General features: G+C 70.8%; 20 protein-coding genes. 9 read left to right on the top strand and 11 right to left on the bottom strand.

Features of this window, described 5'->3' with window-relative positions; genetic code table 11:
* The first annotated feature begins 34 nt into the window (after nucleotides 1-34).
* The 7 genes from LX12_RS08530 to LX12_RS08500 all read left to right on the top strand — a co-directional run bounded on the left by LX12_RS08530 (nucleotide 35) and on the right by LX12_RS08500 (nucleotide 7,701).
* Nucleotides 35-880: a PhzF family phenazine biosynthesis protein gene (locus LX12_RS08530; RefSeq protein WP_253654108.1), complete on the top strand. Its 846-nt coding sequence runs from the start codon at nucleotides 35-37 to the stop codon at nucleotides 878-880.
* Nucleotides 877-1,719, top strand: a complete 843-nt coding sequence (locus LX12_RS08525; protein ID WP_253654107.1) for a TatD family hydrolase — start codon at nucleotides 877-879, stop codon at nucleotides 1,717-1,719. Before LX12_RS08530 ends, LX12_RS08525 begins: the two co-directional genes overlap by 4 nt.
* Nucleotides 1,720-1,874: 155 nt before the next feature.
* Nucleotides 1,875-2,960: a resuscitation-promoting factor gene (locus LX12_RS08520; protein ID WP_253654106.1), complete on the top strand. Its 1,086-nt coding sequence runs from the start codon at nucleotides 1,875-1,877 to the stop codon at nucleotides 2,958-2,960.
* A gap of 25 nt (nucleotides 2,961-2,985) precedes the next feature.
* On the top strand, nucleotides 2,986-3,861 hold the full coding sequence (gene rsmA / locus LX12_RS08515) for a 16S rRNA (adenine(1518)-N(6)/adenine(1519)-N(6))-dimethyltransferase RsmA (RefSeq protein ID WP_253654580.1): 876 nt from the start codon (nucleotides 2,986-2,988) through the stop codon (nucleotides 3,859-3,861).
* Between the two features lies 1 nt (nucleotide 3,862).
* On the top strand, nucleotides 3,863-4,831 hold the full coding sequence (locus LX12_RS08510) for a 4-(cytidine 5'-diphospho)-2-C-methyl-D-erythritol kinase (RefSeq protein ID WP_253654105.1): 969 nt from the start codon (nucleotides 3,863-3,865) through the stop codon (nucleotides 4,829-4,831).
* Nucleotides 4,828-6,660, top strand: a complete 1,833-nt coding sequence (locus LX12_RS08505) for an ABC-F family ATP-binding cassette domain-containing protein (protein WP_253654104.1) — start codon at nucleotides 4,828-4,830, stop codon at nucleotides 6,658-6,660. The genes LX12_RS08510 and LX12_RS08505 overlap by 4 nt, the downstream gene beginning before the upstream one ends.
* Nucleotides 6,661-6,696: 36 nt before the next feature.
* The gene (locus LX12_RS08500; RefSeq protein ID WP_253654103.1) at nucleotides 6,697-7,701 is read left to right on the top strand and encodes an enoyl-CoA hydratase/isomerase family protein; all 1,005 of its coding nucleotides are present in this window, start codon (nucleotides 6,697-6,699) and stop codon (nucleotides 7,699-7,701) included.
* 8 nt (nucleotides 7,702-7,709) lie between these two features.
* Here the strand turns inward: LX12_RS08500 and LX12_RS08495 are convergent, their stop codons facing one another.
* The 7 genes from LX12_RS08495 to LX12_RS08465 form a co-directional block, all read right to left on the bottom strand.
* Nucleotides 7,710-8,279 (bottom strand): hypothetical protein, encoded by a 570-nt coding sequence (locus LX12_RS08495; protein ID WP_253654102.1) that lies wholly within the window; start codon nucleotides 8,277-8,279, stop codon nucleotides 7,710-7,712.
* A 169-nt stretch (nucleotides 8,280-8,448) separates the two neighbouring features.
* Nucleotides 8,449-10,032: a peptide chain release factor 3 gene (locus tag LX12_RS08490; RefSeq protein ID WP_253654101.1), complete on the bottom strand. Its 1,584-nt coding sequence runs from the start codon at nucleotides 10,030-10,032 to the stop codon at nucleotides 8,449-8,451.
* 68 nt (nucleotides 10,033-10,100) lie between these two features.
* Entirely contained in the window at nucleotides 10,101-10,718 is a 618-nt protein-coding gene (locus LX12_RS08485; RefSeq protein WP_253654100.1) for an endonuclease domain-containing protein, read from the bottom strand.
* Between the two features lie 227 nt (nucleotides 10,719-10,945).
* Entirely contained in the window at nucleotides 10,946-11,971 is a 1,026-nt protein-coding gene (locus LX12_RS08480) for a beta-ketoacyl-ACP synthase III (protein ID WP_253654099.1), read from the bottom strand.
* A 109-nt stretch (nucleotides 11,972-12,080) separates the two neighbouring features.
* A complete protein-coding gene (locus LX12_RS08475; RefSeq protein ID WP_253654098.1) occupies nucleotides 12,081-13,139 on the bottom strand; it encodes a beta-ketoacyl-ACP synthase III in 1,059 nt (352 codons plus the stop codon).
* A 146-nt stretch (nucleotides 13,140-13,285) separates the two neighbouring features.
* Nucleotides 13,286-13,852, bottom strand: coding sequence for an aminoacyl-tRNA hydrolase (gene pth, locus LX12_RS08470; protein ID WP_253654097.1), 567 nt, complete (start codon nucleotides 13,850-13,852; stop codon nucleotides 13,286-13,288).
* On the bottom strand, nucleotides 13,853-14,542 hold the full coding sequence (locus LX12_RS08465) for a 50S ribosomal protein L25/general stress protein Ctc (RefSeq protein ID WP_253654096.1): 690 nt from the start codon (nucleotides 14,540-14,542) through the stop codon (nucleotides 13,853-13,855).
* A 297-nt stretch (nucleotides 14,543-14,839) separates the two neighbouring features.
* Between LX12_RS08465 and LX12_RS08460 the strand changes: the two genes are divergently transcribed.
* Nucleotides 14,840-15,322, top strand: coding sequence for a limonene-1,2-epoxide hydrolase family protein (locus LX12_RS08460; RefSeq protein WP_253654095.1), 483 nt, complete (start codon nucleotides 14,840-14,842; stop codon nucleotides 15,320-15,322).
* Between the two features lie 10 nt (nucleotides 15,323-15,332).
* Here LX12_RS08460 and LX12_RS08455 read toward each other — a convergent pair whose 3' ends face one another.
* The 4 genes from LX12_RS08455 to glmU form a co-directional block, all read right to left on the bottom strand.
* Nucleotides 15,333-15,767: a group I truncated hemoglobin gene (locus LX12_RS08455; protein ID WP_253654094.1), complete on the bottom strand. Its 435-nt coding sequence runs from the start codon at nucleotides 15,765-15,767 to the stop codon at nucleotides 15,333-15,335.
* 76 nt (nucleotides 15,768-15,843) lie between these two features.
* Entirely contained in the window at nucleotides 15,844-16,185 is a 342-nt protein-coding gene (arsC, locus tag LX12_RS08450) for an arsenate reductase (glutaredoxin) (protein WP_253654093.1), read from the bottom strand.
* A 7-nt stretch (nucleotides 16,186-16,192) separates the two neighbouring features.
* Complete coding sequence (locus tag LX12_RS08445; protein WP_308213987.1) at nucleotides 16,193-17,170, bottom strand: ribose-phosphate diphosphokinase; 978 nt, start codon at nucleotides 17,168-17,170, stop codon at nucleotides 16,193-16,195.
* Nucleotides 17,167-18,669: a bifunctional UDP-N-acetylglucosamine diphosphorylase/glucosamine-1-phosphate N-acetyltransferase GlmU gene (gene glmU / locus LX12_RS08440; RefSeq protein WP_253654092.1), complete on the bottom strand. Its 1,503-nt coding sequence runs from the start codon at nucleotides 18,667-18,669 to the stop codon at nucleotides 17,167-17,169. Before glmU ends, LX12_RS08445 begins: the two co-directional genes overlap by 4 nt.
* A 112-nt stretch (nucleotides 18,670-18,781) precedes the next feature.
* Here glmU and fabG point away from each other — a divergent pair, with 112 nt between their 5' ends.
* A complete protein-coding gene (fabG, locus tag LX12_RS08435; protein WP_253654091.1) occupies nucleotides 18,782-19,537 on the top strand; it encodes a 3-oxoacyl-ACP reductase FabG in 756 nt (251 codons plus the stop codon).
* The last annotated feature ends 23 nt before the right edge of the window (nucleotides 19,538-19,560 follow it).

The following is a 19,560-nucleotide window of genomic DNA, read 5'->3' as shown; positions in this document are numbered from 1 at the left end:
GCGCGCGGCGGACACCACCTGACACCATGACCCGGTGACCACCCCCACCGGCCGTCCCTTCGCCCAGGTCGACGTCTTCGTCTCGGGTCCGCTCTCCGGCAACCCCGTCGCCGTCGTGCTCGACGGCGCCGGGCTCGACGACGACACCATGGCGGCGTTCGCGCGCTGGACGAACCTGTCGGAGACGACGTTCGTGCTGCCACCGACGGATTCGGCCGCCGACTACCGCCTGCGCATCTTCACCCCGGGCGGCGAGCTGCCTTTCGCGGGACACCCGACGCTCGGGTCGGCGCATGCCTGGCTGGGCTCCGGCGGGATGCCCGCCGGCGACACGATCGTCCAGGAATGTGGCATCGGGCTGGTGACGATCCGCCGCGACGGCGACCGCCTCGCGTTCGCGGCACCCCCGCTGCGTCGGTCCGGTCCCGTCGACGACGCCGTGCTCGCCGAGATCCGCGACGCACTCGGTCTCACCCCGTCCGACGTCGTCGCGAGCAACTGGGTCGACAACGGACCCGGATGGATCGGCCTGATGCTGACTTCGGCGCAGCGCGTCCTCGACGTCCGCCCCGACCTCGCCGCGCTCGGCGACCGTGAGGTCGGGCTGATCGGGGCGCACCGCGACGGTCCGGACGGCGTCGACTACGAGGTGCGCGCGTTCGCCCCCGGCGACGGCGTCCCCGAGGACCCGGTGACCGGCAGTCTCAACGCCGGGTTCGCCGTCTGGCTGCGGTCGACCGGTGAGGTGCCCGCGCAGTACATCGCCGCGCAGGGGACCGCGCTCGGCCGGGCGGGACGGGTCCACGTCGACGACGACGGGACGCACATCTGGGTGGGTGGCGCCTCGACGACGACCATCTCGGGCACGGTGGACCTGTGAGTCCCCGCAAACCGCCACCTCCGGACCCCGACCCGCTCGCGCCGCTCATCGACGCCCACACGCACCTCGCGGCGTGCGGCGGCCGCGACGCACAGGCGGTCCGGGCGATCCTCGACCACGCCGCCTCCGTCGGGGTCGGGGGAGTGGTGACCGTCGCCGACGACATGGTGGACGCCCGCTGGGCCGTGGCCGCCGCGGAATGGGACGACCGCGCCTGGGCTGCGACCGCCCTGCACCCGACCCACGCCGGTGATCTCACCGACGAGACCGCCGAGGAACTGCGCATGATGGCGCAGCACCCGCGGGTCGTCGCGGTCGGGGAGACCGGCCTCGACTGGTACTGGCTGCAGCGCTCCGACGACTGCGCCCCGCGCGAGGTACAGATCGAGTCGTTCCGGTGGCACATCGCGCTCGCGAAAGAGGTCGGCAAGCCGCTGATGATCCACAACCGCGACGCCGGTCGCGACGTGCTCGACGTCCTCGACGACGCGGGGTCGCCGGAGACGGTGATCATGCACTGCTTCTCCGAGGACGAGGCGATCGCGCGGGAGTGCGTCGAGCGCGGGTACCTGCTGTCGTTCTCCGGCACCGTCAGCTTCACCAACGCCGCCGCTCTGCAGGACGCCGCGCGGGTGGTCCCGCCGGAGCTGCTCCTCGTCGAGACCGATGCGCCGTTCCTCACACCGCACCCGTTCCGCGGACACCCGAACCAGTCCTACTGCCTCCCCTACACCGTGCGGGCGTTGGCGCAGGTCCGGGACGACGACGCCGACGACCTGGCCCGTCAGGTGACCGCCAACGCCGAGCGCGCCTACCGGGTGCGGCTGCCCGCGGCCTGACGACGACTTTGCGCCCGACGACAGGCCTCGTTATATTCCTGTGATCGCAGCGATCCCAACCGGTGATCGGTGCTGCGTGGGGGAAACCCAGGACCTTGCCGCCGACCAGAAGTTGACGTGTGTCTTTCCTAGCCAGAATCAACGAGTCGAACTCGATGCGAGTCCGGATCGCCATCGCCGCTCTCCTCGCGACGATCGTCGCCGGCGGCATCCTCGGGGTCGTCCGCCACAAGACGGTCACCATCGACGTCGACGGGAAGATGATGACCGTCGCGACCATGCGCTCCTCGGTCGAGGACGTCCTCGCCGACCAGGGACTGCACCCTGCCTCCGGTGACCTCGTGAAGCCGGCCGCCTCGTCCGGCCTGGGCGACGGCGAGACCATCACCTTCCACCGCCTCAAGACGGTCGTGCTGAACGTCGACGGCACCCCGCGCGAGATCAAGACGAACGCCGTCACCGTCGAGCAGGCGCTCGCGCAGCAGAACCTGGGCGGCCCGACCGTCGACGTCGAGGCGTCGCGGACCGCGCCGCTGCCCGTCGACGGCGCCGCCGTGTCGGTCATCCTGCCCAAGCCGGTCACCGTCGTCGACGCGAAGAAGGTGTCGACGCCCACCGTCGCCGCCAAGACCGTCGGTGATCTCCTCGCCGATCTCGGCACGCCGCTGTCCGGCGACGACGTCGTCACGCCCGCCGCCGACACCCCGGTCAGCGCGAACATGAAGATCGCGGTCACCCGCATCCGGACCGAGCAGGTCACGGCCACCGAGCCGCTGACCGCACCGGACAAGGAGACCCCGGACCCGACGCTCGTCAAGGACAAGCGTGAGGTCACGGCGCCCGGCAAGCCCGGCAGCCAGGAGGTCACGTACTCGGTGACCACCGTCGACGGCAAGGAGACCAAGCGCGTGAAGCTCGGCGCGAAGGAGCTCACGCAGCCGGTCGCCGCCGAGGTCAAGGTCGGCACCAAGCCCGGCGCCCCGTTCGTGCCGTTCGGTTCCGTGTGGGACCAGCTCGTGCAGTGCGAGTCGACCGGCAACTGGGCCATCAACACCGGCAACGGCTTCTACGGCGGCGTCCAGTTCGACCAGAACACCTGGGACCGCTGGGGCGGCCAGGAGTACGCGCCGCGCGCCGACCTCGCGACCCGCGAGGAGCAGATCGCCATCGCGGAGAAGACCCTCGCCGCGCAGGGGTGGGGCGCCTGGCCGGCCTGTTCCTCGAAGCTGGGTCTCCGGTGATTCCCGCCTCCGGCGGGGGTCTGCGCTGACCGACCCGTCGGGGTCTGCCGGGCCCTCCCTGTTGGGTCCCGTCCGGATCCGTGAGCTCGCCGAGGAACTCGGCGTCCGACCGACGAAGACGCTGGGTCAGAACTTCGTCCACGACGCCAACACCGTCCGACGTATCGTCGCCGAGGCCGGCGTCACCGCCGACGACCACGCCCTCGAGGTGGGTCCCGGCCTGGGGTCGTTGACCCTCGCGCTCCTCGGGGCCGCCGGTCGCGTGACCGCGGTCGAGATCGACCCGGTCCTCGCCGAGGCGCTCCCCCGCACCGTCGCCGAACTGGCGCCCGCGCAGGCGTCGTCGTTGAGGGTGGTCCGTTCCGACGCCCTCGACGTCACGGCGGCGGACGTCGGTGACGTGACCGCACTCGTCGCGAACCTGCCCTACAACGTCGCGGTACCCGTGCTGCTGCACCTGATGTCGCAGTGCCCGGGCATCCGGACCGCCCTGGTGATGGTCCAGCTGGAGGTGGCCGAGCGCCTCGCCGCGGGGCCGGGCAGCAAGACCTACGGCGTCCCGAGTGTGAAGGCACGCTTCTTCGGCGACGTCCGACGCGCCGGCACCGTCGGCGCCGGCGTCTTCTGGCCCGTCCCGAAGGTGGAGTCGGGTCTGGTCCGCATCGACCGTCGCGCGATGCCGTGGCCCACCGACGAGGCCACCCGACGCGCGGTGTGGGCCGTCGTCGACGCCGCGTTCGCGCAGCGGCGCAAGACCCTGCGGGCGGCGCTCGCCGGGTGGGCCGGATCGCCGTCGGCAGCCGAGGACCGCCTGCGGGCGGCGGGGATCGACCCGACGTTGCGCGGCGAGCGCCTCGACGTGGCCGACTTCGTCCGGCTCGCGCTCACTAGTGTGGGATGACGTGCTGTCCGTCGTCCCCTCGCCCGTCGTCGTCCGGGCGCCCGCGAAGATCAACCTGCATCTCGGTGTCGGTGACCTGCGCCCCGACGGCTACCACGAACTCGAGACCGTCTTCCAGGCCGTCTCCCTCACCGACCGTGTGCGCCTGAGCCCGTCCGACACCCGCAGCATCACCGTGACCGGGCCGGGCGGCGCCGCTGACCGCGCGCTGGCGTCGGTCCCCCTCGACGGCGGCAATCTCGCGTGGAAGGCCGTCGACGCGGTCCGCGACCACGTCGGCGAGAGCCACGGTGAGGTGAGCGTCGACATCGCCAAGGGCATCCCCGTCGCCGGGGGCATGGCCGGCGGAAGCGCCGACGCCGCCGCGGTGCTCGTCGGGCTGAACCGGCTGTGGCGTCTCGATCTCGAACGCGAGGAACTCGCGACCATCGCCGCCGGGCTCGGCAGCGACGTCCCGTTCTCCGTCCAGGGCGGCACCGCGCTCGGCACCGGCCGCGGCGAGAGCCTCACGCGGGTGCTCTCCCGCGGCGCTTTCCACTGGGTGATCGCCGTCGCCGCGGGCGAACTGAGCACCCCGGAGGTCTACCGCGAGCTCGACACCCTGCGCGCCGCGGAGCGCGCCGAGCCGCTGCGTCGGGCCGGCGCCCCCGACGCCGTGCTGACCGCCCTCGCCGCGGGGGACCCGAAACGGCTCGCCGAGGCGCTCGTCAACGACCTCCAGCCCGCCGCGCTGAGCATGCGACCGGCGTTGCGGCGCACGCTGCGCGCCGGTGTCGAGGCAGGTGCCCTGGCGGGCATCGTGTCCGGGTCCGGTCCGACGTGCGTGTTCCTCTGCGCCGACGACGAGCACGCCGTCCGGGTGGCCGCCGAACTGTCCGGCGCGGGGGTCGCCCGTGCCGTCCGCACGGCGACGGGACCGGTCGCCGGTGCCCGCGTCGTCGACGACGAGAAGACCGGAGCGCAGCGATGAGCAACCTCGTCAACGCCGAGAAGATCAGCAAGAGCTTCGGCATCACGCCCCTGCTCGAGTCGGTCAGTCTCGGTGTTCAGGAGAACCAGCGGATCGGGGTGGTCGGCCTCAACGGTGGCGGCAAGACCACACTGCTCGAGATCCTCGCAGGCATCACCGAACCCGACGCCGGCCGCGTCTCCCACCAGGGCGGCCTGCGGATGGCCGTCGTGACCCAGCGCGGTGAGCTGCCGCCGGGCGCGACCGTCGGCGACGTCGTCCTCGGTCCGCTCGGCGTCGCGACGCACGAGTGGGCGTCGGACCCGCGCATCCGATCGGTGCTCGCCGGCATCGGCATCGACCGCCTCGACGTGCCCGACGGGGGGTCGTCGCCGCTGGACCGGCCGGTGACGTCGCTGTCGGGTGGTCAGCGACGTCGCGTGGCGCTGGCCGCCGCGCTCGTGCAGGACCTCGACCTGCTGATCCTGGACGAGCCGACGAACCACCTCGACGTCGAGGGGGTGCAGTGGCTCGCCGACCACGTCGTCATCCGTCGGTGCTCGCTGGTGGTCGTCACCCACGACCGCTGGTTCCTCGACACCGTCGCGACCCGGACGTGGGAGGTCGCGCACGGTTCGGTCGCGGAGTACGAGGGCGGCTACAACGACTGGATCTTCGCCCGCGCCGAACGGGCGCGCCTCGCCGACGCCGCCGAGGAACGCCGCCGCAACCTCGCCCGCAAGGAACTGGCGTGGCTGCGACGCGGGCCGCCGGCGCGGACGTCGAAACCCAAGTACCGCATCGAGGCCGCGGAGAAGCTCATCGCCGACGTCCCGCCGCCGCGGGACTCGGTCGCGCTGTCGAGCTTCGCCAAGCGGCGTCTCGGCCGCGTCGTCGTCGAACTCGAGGACGCGCGCCTGACCACCCCCGACGGTCAGGTCCTCGTCGACGACCTGACGTGGCGTCTCGCCCCGGGTGAACGCATCGGTCTGGTCGGGGTCAACGGCTCCGGGAAGACGACGCTGCTGCGTGCGCTGGGCGGGGAGACCTCCGTCGCGCCGGGCCGGCGGATCGAGGGGACCACGGTCTCCATCGGATGGCTGCGCCAGGAACTCGACGACCTGCCCACCGACATCCGCGTCCTCGAGGCCGTGCAGGAGGTCGCGACCCGCATCGTGATCGGTGCCGGGACGTCGGCGGAGAAGGAGATCTCCGCCGGTCAGCTCGCCGAGCGGCTCGGGTTCTCGCCCGCCCGGCAGCGCACACCGGTCGGTGACCTGTCGGGTGGCGAGCGTCGCCGGCTGCAGCTGACGCGGGTCCTGATGGGTCAGCCCAACGTGCTCCTGCTCGACGAGCCCACCAACGACCTCGACATCGACACGCTGCAACAGCTCGAGGACATCCTCGACGGCTGGGCGGGCACGCTCGTGGTCATCAGCCACGACCGGTATCTGATCGAGCGCATCTGCGACAGCACCTGGGCGCTGTTCGGTGACGGGAAGCTGACCAACCTGCCGGGCGGCATCGAGCAGTACCTGCAGCGCCGTGCGGCGATGCACGAGGCCGAGTCGACGGGGGAGTCCAGCGCCAGCCGCGCGGGCAGCGGTCGTCCCGCGGCCGCGCGAGCAGGCGATGCCGCGGCGGAACGCGACGCGCAGAAGACGATGAAGCGCCTCGAACGTCAGATCGCGAAGCTCGACGAGCGGGAGAAACAGCTGCACACGCAGCTCGCCGAGGCCGCGACCGACGCTGCTCGCGTCGTCGAACTCGACGCGGAACTGTCGGGCGTCGTCGCCGAGAAGGACGACGCCGAGGCGCAGTGGCTGGAGTTGGCGGAGGAGTGGGGCTGACGGATCGGCAGCGGCGTCCGCAGTAGGGTGACGGCCATGTCGTTCCTGAGCACCCGCGTCGACAACGGCGTCGGCGAGATCGTCCTCGACCGGCCCAAGGCCCTCAACGCGCTCGACCAGTCGATGATCGACGACATGACCGACGTGCTGCGTCGGTGGGCCGACGACGACACCGTCGAGACCGTGCTCGTCACCTCGTCGTCGGAGCGTGCCTTCTGCGCCGGCGGCGACATCCGCGCGATCCGCGACAACGCCCTCGCCGGCGACACCGCCGCCATCACACGGTATTTCGGCTCGGAATATGAGCTCGACCAGCTGATCGCCGAGTACCCGAAGCCCTACGTGACGATGATCGCCGGCGCGGCGATGGGTGGCGGACTCGGCATCAGCGTGCACGGTGAGGTCCGCGTGGTCACCGACTCGACGATGATGGCCATGCCCGAGACGGCGATCGGCTTCTTCCCCGACATCGGTGCCACCTACTTCCTCCCGCGCCTGCCCGCGGGAGTCGGGATGTGGATGGGGCTCACCGGGTCTCGCATCCACGGCGCCGACGCCGTCGCGGTCGGGATGGCCACGCACTTCGTCCCCGCCGACGCCTTCGCCGGTGTCGCCGACCGGATTCGCACCGGCGCACCGCTTCCCGAGGTCTTCGCCGACATCCCGGAGCCGCCGCGCAGCGACGTGCCGCTGTCGACGATCGCGGAGTACTTCGACGACACCTCGGTCGCCGGGATCCTGGGCGGGCTGCAGGGGGCTGTCGGTGACGAGTGGGCGCAGTCGATGGTGACCGCACTCGGGTCCGCGTCGCCGACGAGCCTGTTGGTGACCGCCGCCATGATCGAGGCGGGCGGACGGTCGACGTTGGCCGAGTGCTTCGAGCGCGAACTGCATGCCGCCGAACGCATCTGCGCGACCCCGGACTTCGCGGAGGGGGTCCGTGCGGTCCTTGTCGACAAGGACCGGAACCCGTCCTTCACACCGCCGACGCTCGACGAGGTGGACCCCGCCGACGTCGTGCGGATCGTCACGGGCGACTGACGTCGGTCTCAGTCGCCGACGCGGTACCAGCCGCTGATCGTCGCGCTCGGTGCAGCGGTCTCGGTGACCGGCGGCGGCACGGTCAAAGGCAGTCCCGGCGCGGGTGGCAGGGCCGGCGGCGTGGTCGACGGCTCGGGTGACCGATCGCTGGGTGCGATGTCGTCGTCGGGCGCGAACGGGTTCGTCTCGTCGAGAACCGCACTGGGACAGGTGAACACGCCACCCGCACGGGTGTCGGTCAACTCCGTCGTCTCGATCTGGCACGTCGCCGCCTGGTAGTGGCGGCCGTCGATCACGACGCCCACCTGGCCGGTGAGGCGCGGACGTGCGACGAGGTCGGGCAGGGGCATCTCGAGGATCACCCCGTCGACGCCACTGTCGCGGAACGCCAGCACCACGCTCTCGACGGGCACGACGGGGTCGGTCGGACCCCAGCGTGGGTAGCGGAAGCAGCCGACGTCCGACGACGGACCCGACTCGCCGGGGGTGCGGTTCGGGGCGAGGGGTGGCGGGAGCCGACGCACCGACACCGCGACCTCACCCGTGGTGAAGCGGAACGGTCCCTGCGGCGTCGTCACCCGTCCTCGCGGAGGGGCTGTCGCGCACCGCTGGTCGTCGACCCTGCCGGCGACGGTTGTCTGGGTGGTCGACGACGACGCCGGGCCGTGCGCGTCGATCCGCGGTGCCGTCGACGCGCAGGCGGTCGCGAGCAGTGCGCACGCCAGCAGGACGATCGGGGTGCGGGTCCTAGTCCGCGGTCGCAACGAGCGGTTCCAGCGTCAGGTCCGGGTGTTCCTTCTCGATGTACTGCAGCCGCCACTTGTCGCTGACCAGGGCCAGTCGGACGCCGTCGCTGCGGGTGAACACCTCGACCCCACGCTGGCGGTCGAGTTCGGACGCGCTGTCCTCGTCGGTCCGCCGGGCCAGCGAGAACCCGAGGAACTCCACCGACGTGTCGACGCCGAACTCGGCCTTGAGGCGGGCGGTGACGACTTCGAACTGCATCGGGCCGACCGCGGCGAGGACCGGTGAGGCGTCACCGCGTAGGTCGTTGCGGAGCACCTGCACCACGCCCTCGGAGTCGAGCTGGTCCATCCCCTTGCGGAACTGCTTGTACTTGCCCGCACTGTCGGCGCGCAGCACCGCGAAGTGCTCGGGCGCGAACGACGGGATCGGCGGGTACTCGACCGAGGGGTCGGTGTAGAGGGTGTCGCCGGGCGCCAGGGTCATCGCGTTGACGAGGCCGACGACGTCGCCGGGGTAGGCGGTGTCGACGGTGGCGCGGTCACGGCCGAAGACGGCCTGCGCGTACTTCGTCGCGAACGGTTTGCCGGTCTGCGCGTGGGTGACGACCATGCCGCGTTCGAACTCGCCGGACACGATGCGCATGAACGCCAGCCGGTCGCGGTGGGAGGCGTCCATGCCTGCCTGCACCTTGAACACGACCGCAGAGAACGGGTCGGTGACCTCGCGGGTCACGTGGTCGACGGATTCGCGGCCCGCGGGCGGGGGAGCGAGCTCGACGAGGGTGTCGAGCAGCTGTCGCACACCGAAGTTGAGCATCGCCGAGGCGAAGATCATCGGCGACGTCTCGCCGGCGAGGAACAGTTCCTGGTCGTGGTCCTGGCCCATCTCGGTGAGCAGCTCGGACTCCTCGACCGCTGCGGTCCACTCGTCGCCCTCGCGGTCCTGCGCGGCGTCGGCCGACATCAGTTCCTCGGGGGCGATCGTGGCGCCACCGGCGGTGCGGGTGAAGCGGACGTACGAGCCCTCGCGACGGTCCAGCAGACCGCGGAAGTCGCCCGCGATGCCGACCGGGAAGAACAGCGGCGTCGGCGTCAGCCCGATGCGCTCGGCGATCTCGTCGATCAGCTCCAGCGGTGTGCGGCCGGGACGGTCCCACTTGTTGATGACCGTGATGACGGGGATCCCGCGGTGGCGGCAGACCTGGAACAGCTTGAGCGTCTGCGGCTCCAGGCCCTTGGCGGCGTCGATGAGCATCACCGCGGCGTCGACCGCGGTGAGCACCCGGTAGGTGTCCTCGGAGAAGTCGGCGTGGCCGGGGGTGTCGACGAGGTTGATGACGGCGTCGCCGTAGGTGAACTGCAGTGCCGTGGAGCTGACGGAGATCCCGCGGGCCTTCTCCATCTCCATCCAGTCGGAGACCGTCGACTTGCGCCCTGCCTTGCCGTGGATCGCGCCGGCCTCGCCGATCACCCTGGCGTGCAACGCCAACGCCTCGGTCATCGTCGACTTGCCCGCGTCGGGGTGGGAGATGATCGCGAAGGTGCGACGACGTGCCACCTCACGTGCGATGGCTTCAGAACTCACCGCAACACGATACTCGACGCCCGTTTCGCGAATCCGTAGCAGTTCGTGTCGCCACACGACACGAACTGCTACGCAGCCCGACGAAGAGCGTGGCTGATCATGGCGACGACATGGCCAGGACGCTCGGTGAGGTCGGCCCAGGTGAATCGCAGCACGGTCCATCCAGCGGCCACGAGCGCGTTCTGCCGCGTCCGGTCACGCTGGAAGTCGGAGGCCGCGGAATGGAACGCGAACCCGTCGATTTCGACGAGTACACGTGCGGCCTCGAAGAGGATGTCGCCCTCGTACCCGGATGCGGCGGCGTTGGCCGTCCACCCGGATATGCCGGCCTCGCGCAGCAGTCGGTGTGCGAGGCGCTCAGCTTGTGAGCGCGCGCCGGTGGCACAGGCGGCGATGATCGCTGAGGCGCGCGGCGCACCGGTACGGCCCGGGTACCTGTCGTTCGTCGCGATCACCTCGTCGAGGGTGACCATGCGTCGCTGCAACGCGGTGTCCAATACCCCGGCACCATGGGTGACCGAGGCCTCGAGCGCGGCGAGAGCCTTGGACACGATGGGCAGACCATCGACTGTCACGACATCGGCGGGGTCGAGGTCGCGGTGGACGACGGCAACACCGTCGAGGCGGGATCCGTGGCGTCCTCGAGGCGCGCACACGGTGACCGGACTCGGGGCGCGGTCGAGCATGCGAAACCACCACGCGGCAGATGCCCCCGAGACGACAGCTCGGACGCCGACATCGGCCCGCTTGATCCGAATTCGTGCCCGGTCGGTCATCCGGCGGTCTGCGACGAAGTAGACGCCGCGCCCCACATGCCGCCATTCTCCGGAAGTCACGCGTCGCCGCACCGCCGAGCGGATCGGGTCCGTCATCCCGAGCCGTAGCGCTTTGTGTCGCCAGGCGACACGAACTGCTACGGATTGCCCTCGAAGGGGATCGGGGGGAGCTTGACGACCTGGGCGGCGTAGCTGAGGCCGGCGCCGTAGCCGAGGAGGAGTGCGGTCTGGCCGGGCTTGGCGCGGCCGGTCGAGAGCAGGTTCTCCATGGCGAGCGGGATGGAAGCGGCGGAGGTGTTGCCGGTGAACTCGATGTCGTCGGCGACGACCGTGCCCTCCTTGAGGTGCAGGTTCTTCGCGAGCAGCTCGTTGATGCGGGCGTTGGCCTGGTGGGGGACGAAGACGTCGAGGTCCTCGGCGCCGATCTTGGCGGCCTCGAGCGCTCGCTGCGCGGCCTTGCCCATCTCGAACGCGGCCCACCGGAACACGGCGGTGCCCTCCATGCGGAGGAACGGGCGCTGCTTGCGATCACCGTCGAGGAAGGTCACCCAGTCGAAGTCCTGGCGGATCGCGTTGTACTGCGAGCCGTCGGAGCCCCAGACGACGGGGCCGAGCTGCTGGTCCTCGGTCGGTCCGACGACGACCGCGCCGGCGCCGTCACCGAAGATGAAGCAGTTGCCGCGGTCGGTCATGTCCATCGTCACCGACAGCTGCTCGGCGCCGATGACCAGCACGTGCTTGGCGCTGCCGCCGCGGACCATGTCCGACGCGAGCGCCATGCCGTAGCCGAAGCCCGCGCACCCGACGGTCACGTCGAACGCGGGGACGCCGTTCGCGCCGAGCTCGGTGGCGACCTTCGTCGCGCCGGCGGGCGTCAGCAGCAGGTGGGTGTTGGTGGCGAGGATGACGGCGTCGATGTCGGTGCCCTGGAGCAGCGCGTTGGCGATCGCGGTGCGACCGGCCTGCACGGCCATCTGCGTGACGTCCTCGTCACGCCGGGCGAACCGACGGGTCTTGATGCCGGTGCGGGTGTAGATCCACTCGTCGGACGAGTCGATGTTCTCGCAGATCTCGTCGTTGGTGACCACCCGCTCGGGTCGGTAGGCACCGATCCCGAGCATGCCGATGGTGTTGATCCCCGTGGTCTCCGCGATCGCGGTCATCTCTGCTGTCCTTTCGTTGCCCCGTACCACTGTCGCAGGTGACCCCCCAGGTGTTAACCCCGTCACCGAACCGGCAGGTCACGCCTGCCGCGCCCGGCGCGTCGCGCCTCTACAGGCTGGTCTCGGCGGGCGCCGGCGGCAGCGTCACGACCTGCCCGGCGTAGCTCAGGCCGGACCCGAAGCCGAGCAGCAGCGCGGTCTGGCCGCCCTGCGCCTTCCCGGTCGCGAGCATCTCCTCCATGGCGAGCGGGATCGACGCGGCCGACGTGTTGCCGGTCTGCTCGATGTCGTTGGCCATCGGGATCTCGTCGCGCAGGCCGAGGTTCTTCTTCATCAGCTCGTTGATGCGCGCGTTGGCCTGGTGCGGGATGAAGACGTCGATGTCGTCGGCGGTGATGCCCGACTCCTCGAGCGTGCTCGACAGCGCCTTGGGCAGCGCGATGGCGGCCCATCGGAACACCTTCGAGCCCTGCATGGTCACGACCATGCGGTCGAGCGGGGCGTCGGCCGGGTCGAGGGCCTGCATCTCCTGCGCCCGGTCCATGTACTCGATGATGTCGTAGCTCTGGCCGATGGCCTCGCCGTTCTCGCCGTCGCTGCCCCAGACCGTCGGGGAGATGCCGTTCTCCTCGCTCGGTCCGACGACGACCGCGCCGGCGCCGTCACCGAAGATGAACGCGGTGTTCCGGTCGGTCGGGTCGAGGACGATCGACAGGGTCTCGACGCAGATCAGCAGCACGTACTCCGTCGACCCCGATCGCACCATGTCGGCGGCGAGGCCCAGGCCGTAGCCGAACCCGCTGCAGCCCGACGCCAGGTCGACGGCGGCGACGCCGTTGATGCCAAGGTCGTAGGCGATCTGCGGGGCGCCGTGCGGGATCTTCGTCTTCCAGCTCAAGGTCGACAGCAGGACCGCGCCGATCTTCTCGCGCGGGACACCGGAGTTGCTGATCGCACGCTCGGCGGCGGCGACGGCCATCGACCGCGCCGACTCGTCCCCGGAGATCCATCGACGACTGCGGATGCCGGTGCGCTCGTAGATCCACTCGTCGGTGGAGTCGAGCGTCTGACAGATCTCGTCGTTGGTGACGACGCGGCTGGGCCGGTACGCGCCGATCCCCAGCATCGCGACGTTCTGCCGGCCGGTGTTCGCCTTGATGGTGGCCATGTCTCCCCACTCACTCTCCCCGCCGATGCGGTGGTCGGTGTCCTCCCCGCGCGGGCGGGGTCATTGTCGTCTGTGTCGTCGCCGTCGGGACGGCGGTTACGGAGCCTCGGGGCGCGAGGTGCACGCTCGCGCCGTCGGGTTGTGACTCACCACGCATGCACCGTGTTCTGCGCGTCCTCCAGCGGCGACGTGAGCAGCAGGTCGACGGCGTCGACACCGTTGGTGACGAGCAACTCGACCTCGGCACGATCCGCCGAGGGAAAGGGTTTCAGGACGAAGTCGGCCGGGTCCATGCGACCGGGGGGTCGACCGATCCCGAGGCGCACGCGCAGGTAGTCGCGGGTCCCCACCGACGCGCTGATCGAGCGCAGACCGTTGTGTCCGCCCTCGCCGCCGCCGCGCTTGAGCCGCACCAGACCGAAGTCGATGTCCAGCTCGTCGTGCAGGACCACGATGTCGGCGGGGGCGACCTTGTGGAACGACGCCAGCGGGCCGACCTGGCGACCCAGCTCGTTCATGTACACGCGGGGCCGCGCGACGACGACGGGTTCGCCGCCGATGCGGAGCGACGCGACCTCGGCACCCGACTTCTTGTGGACGCGGTACCGCTCGCCGGCGCGGGCGACCATCGCGTCCGCCACCATCGCGCCGATGTTGTGGCGCGTGGCGGCGTAGCGGGGGCCCGGGTTGCCCGCGCCGACGATCAGGCGCACCTACTCGTCGTCGGACTTCGCCTCGGCGTCGCCGGATTCGGCGTCGCCCTCGGCGGTCTCGCCGTCCTCGCCCTCGGAGCCCTCCTCGGGCTCCTCGTCGGGCAGCAGGTCCTGGTCGAGCTCGGCCTCGAGCTCCTCGGCGGTCGGGGCCTCGTTGACCGCGACGATGAGGGTCTCCGGGTCGGTCTCGAGGGTGACCCCGGACGGCAGCTCGAGATCGGCGGCGGTGACCTGGGTGCCCACCTGGGCCTCCTCGACCGACACGACGATCTGCTCGGGGATCGACATGACGTCGGCCTCGACCTCGACGGTGTTGAGCTCCTGGATGACCAGGGTGCCCGGGGCGGCCTCGCCCTCGACGGTGACGGTGACCTCGACGACGACCTTCTCGCCGCGCTTGATCACGAGGAGGTCGGCGTGCTGGATGAACTTGCGCACCGGGTGCACGTCGACCTGCTTGGTCAGGGCGAGCTGCTTGGTGCCGTCGATGTCGAGCTCGATGACCGCGTTGGTGCCGTTGGCACGCAGGATCGCGGCGAACTCGAGCTGCGGCAGCGCCAGGTGACGCGGGTCCGAGCCGTGGCCGTACAGGACGGCGGGGACGTTGCCGGCGCGACGCGCGCGACGCGCGGCGCCCTTGCCGCGCTCGTCGCGCAGGCCGACGGTGAGCTGGGGGGTGTCGTTCGCCATGGTTCTCCTCGATCCGGTGGTGGCGGTCCGCACGGCAGACACAGGGCACACCGGAGAGGTCGAGACCGATCGGGTGCAGCCGCGCCGATGACGGTGGGACTCCCCACCCTCGCCGTGACAACGTCGCACAGGGTAGTGCAGGTCAGGGCGTGGTGTCACATCGCCGGCGCCGACCTTCCCAGGCTCTCCTCAGGCAGTGTTCGCCGGACGGACATGTCGAGTTCGGTCCCGTGTCGCGATCCGCGCGGACCATGGACGTCCCACGGGGCACCCGTGTCACTGGAGGAGGTGGTCGCGATGACGTCGATGCAGCACTGCCTGCTGTGGTCGGCCGAGGACGTGGCCATCCGCTTCCTGGAGTCCCTCGCGGTCGGCGACGCCGAGATCGCCCGCCACCTGCTCGCGCCCGAGGTGCGGTACCGGTTCGCCGGGGTGTGGGTCGGCCGCGGCCGTGACCAGGTCTCGCAGGTGCTGCAGCGCGTCGCGGGCGGACACGGCCGGTTCGACGTCGCCATCCACGACGTCACGGCCGACAACCCCGACACCTCGGTCCGACAACGGGCCGGTGCGGTCGAGATGGTCCGCACCCTGCGGACCGACCATCTGCGGGTCGGTCTCGTGCACCTGCAGTTCGCGGTGCGGGGCATGGCGCGGATCCGCGACGGCAAGATCGCCGTCTGGGAGGACAGCGTCGACGCCGGGGTGATGGCCTCCGCGTTGGGTCGCGGTCTTCTCGGGACGGTGGTGCCGGGTGTCCGACCCCACCTCCCGCGCGCCTGAGCACCGCCCCTCAGGCGGTGACGACCTCCGGCCGGTACGACTCGATGACGCGCATGAACTCCGAGCGCTCGCGGTCGGGCACACCGAGGAAGTTCAACGTCGCGTCGATCTCGGTGTAGACGGCGTCGAAGCCCGCGCGGTCGATCGCGAGGTGATCGTGCGCGGCCACCATGTCGCGCCCGGGGTAGCAGCGCGGTCCGCCGGCGGCCTCGATCGACCAGGCGGTGACGAGGAACTTGTACCCCGCGGCGTTCGCGCGGTCGCCGTGGTGCGCGTGTACGGCGGGGTTGGCGTTCACGGCGACGTTGTCGAAGAGACGGTCGACGAGGATGTCGACGGCGCCGGCGATGCCGTAGACGCCGCCGAGCCGCTCGAACAGGGATGCGTCGTCGGGTGCGGCCTCCGCCGCCTCGTGCAGATCGGGTTCCGGTGCTGTCTGGGTCATGAGACCTCCCGCGTCGACGAGCGTGACGTGCGTCACCACCCCAGTACCGCACGCGCGAGGCATCGCCCGCAGGCGATCAGAGGATCTCGTCGACCTTCTCGACGGGCCGGGCCAGTCGGGTGCCCTTGTCGGTGACGACGAACGGCCGCTCCACGAGGCGGGGGTTCTCCGCCATCGCGTCGAGGAGGGCGTCGTCGTCGGCGTCGGCCAGCGACAGCTCCGTGAACAGCGCCTCGCGACGACGCACCGCCTGCGACGGCGTGAGTCCCGCGTCGGAGATCATGCGGGCCAACTCGTCTCGTGTCGGCGGGGTCGTGAGGTACTGCACGATCTCGGGCTCGACACCGGCGTCGCGCAGACGCTGCAGCGTCTTCCGCGACGTCGAGCACTGCGGGTTGTGGAAGATCCGCGCGGCCACGACGACCTCAGGCGACGCCGTCGAACAGGCTCGTGACCGAGCCGTTCTCGAACACCTGGTGGATGGTCTGCGCGAGCAGCGGGGCGATGGAGAGCACCGTGAGGTTCTCGAACTGCTTGTCCTCGGTGATCGGCAGGGTGTCGGTCGCGATGACCTCCTTCGCGCCGCAGGACGCGAGTCGCTCCGCCGCGGGGTGGGAGAACACGCCGTGCGTGGTCGCGATGATGACGTCACCCGCGCCGGCGTCCTTGAGGACCCGGACCGCGCCGGCGATGGTGCCGCCGGTGTCGATCATGTCGTCGATGAGCACACAGATGCGGCCCTCGACCTCACCGACCACGCGGTTCGACTTGACCTGGTTGGGCACCAACGGGTCTCGCGTCTTGTGGATGAACGCCAGCGGGGCGCCGTCGAGCGCGTCGGCCCACTTCTCGGCGACGCGGACACGACCGGAGTCGGGGGAGACGACGGTGACGTTGTCGGTGCCGTAGTGCTCCTTGACGTACTCGGCGAGCTGGCCCTGCGCGTGCATGTGGTCCACCGGGCCGTCGAAGAAGCCCTGGATCTGGTCGGTGTGCAGGTCGACGGTGATGATGCGGTCGGCCCCGGCGGTCTTCAGCAGGTCGGCGACGAGGCGGGCCGAGATCGGTTCGCGCCCACGGTGCTTCTTGTCCTGACGGGCGTAGGGGTAGAAGGGCAGGATCGCGGTGATGCGCTTGGCCGACCCGCGCTTGAGCGCGTCGATCATGATGAGCTGCTCCATCAGCCACTTGTTCAGCGGCGCCGGGCAGCTCTGCAGGACGAAGGCGTCCGAACCGCGCACCGAGTCCTCGAAGCGGACGAAGATCTCGCCGTTGGCGAAGTCGCGGGCGGTCTGCGGCGTGACCTGGATGCCGAGCTCCTTCGCGACGGCCTCGGCCAGCTCCGGGTGCGCGCGACCGGAGAACAGCATCAGGTTCTTCTGGTTGTCGGTTGTCCAGCTCACTGCTCGTCCGCCTTCTGCTCGTCCTGTGCGCCGGCCTGCCGGGCGCGTCGCGCCGCGTCGGCGGCCGCGGTACCGGGTCGACGCTGCTCGACCCAGCCCTCGATGATCCGTTGGTCCCCCGATGACACCGCGAGAGCCCCCGGGGGCACATCTCGCCTGAGCACCGTACCGGCACCCGTGTACGCGCCATCACCCACGGTCAGCGGCGCGATGAACATCGTGTCGCTGCCGGTGCGGCAGTGCGAGCCGATGACGGTGCGGTTCTTCTCGACGCCGTCGTAGTTGACGAAGACGCTGGAGGCGCCGATGTTCGACTGCTCGCCGATCGTCGCGTCGCCGACGTAGGTGAGGTGCGGCACCTTGGTGCCCGCACCGATCGTCGAGTTCTTCGTCTCGACGAAGGTCCCGATCTTGCCGCCGGCACCCAGCACGCTGCCCGGGCGCAGATAGGCGAAGGGGCCGACCGATGCGTCGTCGCCGATCACGGCCTCGCTGCCGTGGGTGCGGATCACCTGCGCGCCCTCGCCGACGGTGACGTCGGTCAGCGTGGTGTCCGGTCCGACGACGGCGTGCTCGCCGACGACGGTGCGCCCGTGCAGCTGTGTGCCGGGCAGCAGGGTCGCGTCGACGTCGACCCGGACGTCGATGTCGACCCAGGTGGTCGCCGGGTCGACGACGGTCACGCCCGACCGCATCAGGTCGTGCAGGATGCGTCGGTTCAGCTCGGCGCCGAGCTCGGAGAGCTGCAGGCGGTCGTTGCATCCGGCGACCAGGGCGGCGTCGTCGATGTGAGCGGCACGCACCACACGGCCCTTCGACCGGGCGAGCGCGACCACGTCGGTGAGATACAGCTCGCCCTGCGCGTTGTGGGTGCCCAGCTCGGTGAGCGCCTGGGCGAGGGTGCGGGCATCGAACGCGTAGACGCCGGAGTTCACCTCCGTGATGCGCTTCTGCTGCGGCGTCGCGTCGGACTCCTCGACGATCTGCGTGACCTCGCCGTCCTGGGTCCGCAGCACGCGGCCGTAGCCGGTGGGGTCGACCGCCGTCGACGTCATGAGCGTCACGTGGGCGCCGGCGGTGCGGTGCTCGGCCCGCAGATCGGCCAGCGCCTGCGCGGTGAGCAGGGGGACGTCGCCGGCGGTCACGAGGACGGTGCCGTCGAAATCGTCGGGCAGAGCGGTCATCCCGGCCGCGACGGCCCCGCCGGTGCCGTTGGGCACCTCCTGCACGGCGGTGGTCACCGTGCGGCCGAGGTCGTCGGTCAGCTCGGCGCAGGCGGCGGCGACGCGTTCGCGGTCGTGCCCGACGACGGCCACGAGGTGGTCGGGCGAGACCCCGGCCGCGGCGTGCAGGGCGTGGGAGAGCAGGGTGCGTCCACCGATCCGGTGGAGGACCTTCGGGATGGACGACCGCATACGGGTCCCTGCGCCTGCGGCGAGGACGAGGACGGCGACCGCGCCACCGTCGTCGCTGCGTTCCCCGGGTGTCGTCACTGACATGGAACTCCTGTCGTGCGCCCCTCGCGCCGGGCGCGCGGGGGCGATGTTACGCACTGATAGAACTAGGTGAGGCCAGGGCGGCCCCGAGATCAGTCGAGGAGAGAAGGTACCGGTGAGCGAGCGCAGAACGGCAATTGTGACGGGTGCGGCACGAGGTATCGGCGCCGCTGTCGCCAAGCGTCTGGCGTCGGACGGGCTGGCTGTCGGCGTGCTCGACCTGAACGCCGACTCGTGCGCGGAGACGGTCGAGGCGATCACGTCCGCGGGCGGTTCGGCCGTCGCGGTCGGCGCCGACGTGTCCGACGAGGCGTCGGCCGAGGCCGCCGTCGAGAAGGTCGCCGCCGAGCTCGGGGCGCCGACGGTGCTGGTCAACAACGCCGGCATCACCCGCGACAACCTGCTGTTCAAGATGACCGTCGAGGACTGGGACTCGGTCCTCGGGGTGCACCTGCGGGGCGCGTTCCTCATGACGCGCGCGGTGCAGAAGCACATGGTCGAGGCCAAGTGGGGTCGCGTCGTGAACCTGTCGAGCACCTCGGCGCTGGGCAACCGCGGCCAGGTCAACTACTCCGCGGCGAAGGCCGGCATGCAGGGGTTCACCAAGACCCTGGCGTTCGAGCTCGGCAAATTCGGTGTCACCGCCAACGCGATCGCTCCCGGATTCATCGAGACGGAGATGACGGCGAAGACGGCCGAGCGTCTCGGCGTCCCGTTCGAGGACTTCAAAGCCTTCAACGCCAAGGAGATCCCGGTGCAGCGCGTCGGCCAGCCCGAGGACATCGCGCACACCGCGTCGTTCTTCATCAGTGAGGGAGCCGGCTTCGTGTCCGGCCAGGTCGTCTACGTCGCGGGCGGTCCCCGCGACTGACGTGCGACAATCTCACCGGCGTC

It is taken from the genome of Williamsia serinedens (assembly GCF_024171725.1).
Classification (GTDB): domain Bacteria; phylum Actinomycetota; class Actinomycetes; order Mycobacteriales; family Mycobacteriaceae; genus Williamsia_A; species Williamsia_A serinedens.
Note: the sequence above shows the minus strand (reverse complement) of the source record. Positions and strands in the feature narration are given on the sequence as shown.

Coding starts and splice junctions, on each gene's coding strand:
- LX12_RS08460 (WP_253654095.1), top strand. CDS start 14,840: ATGACGTCGATGCAGCACTGCCTGCTGTGGTCGGCCGAGGACGTGGCC.
- glmU (WP_253654092.1), bottom strand. CDS start 18,669: ATGTCAGTGACGACACCCGGGGAACGCAGCGACGACGGTGGCGCGGTC.
- LX12_RS08455 (WP_253654094.1), bottom strand. CDS start 15,767: ATGACCCAGACAGCACCGGAACCCGATCTGCACGAGGCGGCGGAGGCC.
- LX12_RS08465 (WP_253654096.1), bottom strand. CDS start 14,542: ATGGCGAACGACACCCCCCAGCTCACCGTCGGCCTGCGCGACGAGCGC.
- LX12_RS08520 (WP_253654106.1), top strand. CDS start 1,875: ATGCGAGTCCGGATCGCCATCGCCGCTCTCCTCGCGACGATCGTCGCC.
- LX12_RS08475 (WP_253654098.1), bottom strand. CDS start 13,139: ATGGCCACCATCAAGGCGAACACCGGCCGGCAGAACGTCGCGATGCTG.
- LX12_RS08480 (WP_253654099.1), bottom strand. CDS start 11,971: ATGACCGCGATCGCGGAGACCACGGGGATCAACACCATCGGCATGCTC.
- LX12_RS08505 (WP_253654104.1), top strand. CDS start 4,828: ATGAGCAACCTCGTCAACGCCGAGAAGATCAGCAAGAGCTTCGGCATC.
- LX12_RS08485 (WP_253654100.1), bottom strand. CDS start 10,718: ATGCTCGACCGCGCCCCGAGTCCGGTCACCGTGTGCGCGCCTCGAGGA.
- LX12_RS08500 (WP_253654103.1), top strand. CDS start 6,697: ATGTCGTTCCTGAGCACCCGCGTCGACAACGGCGTCGGCGAGATCGTC.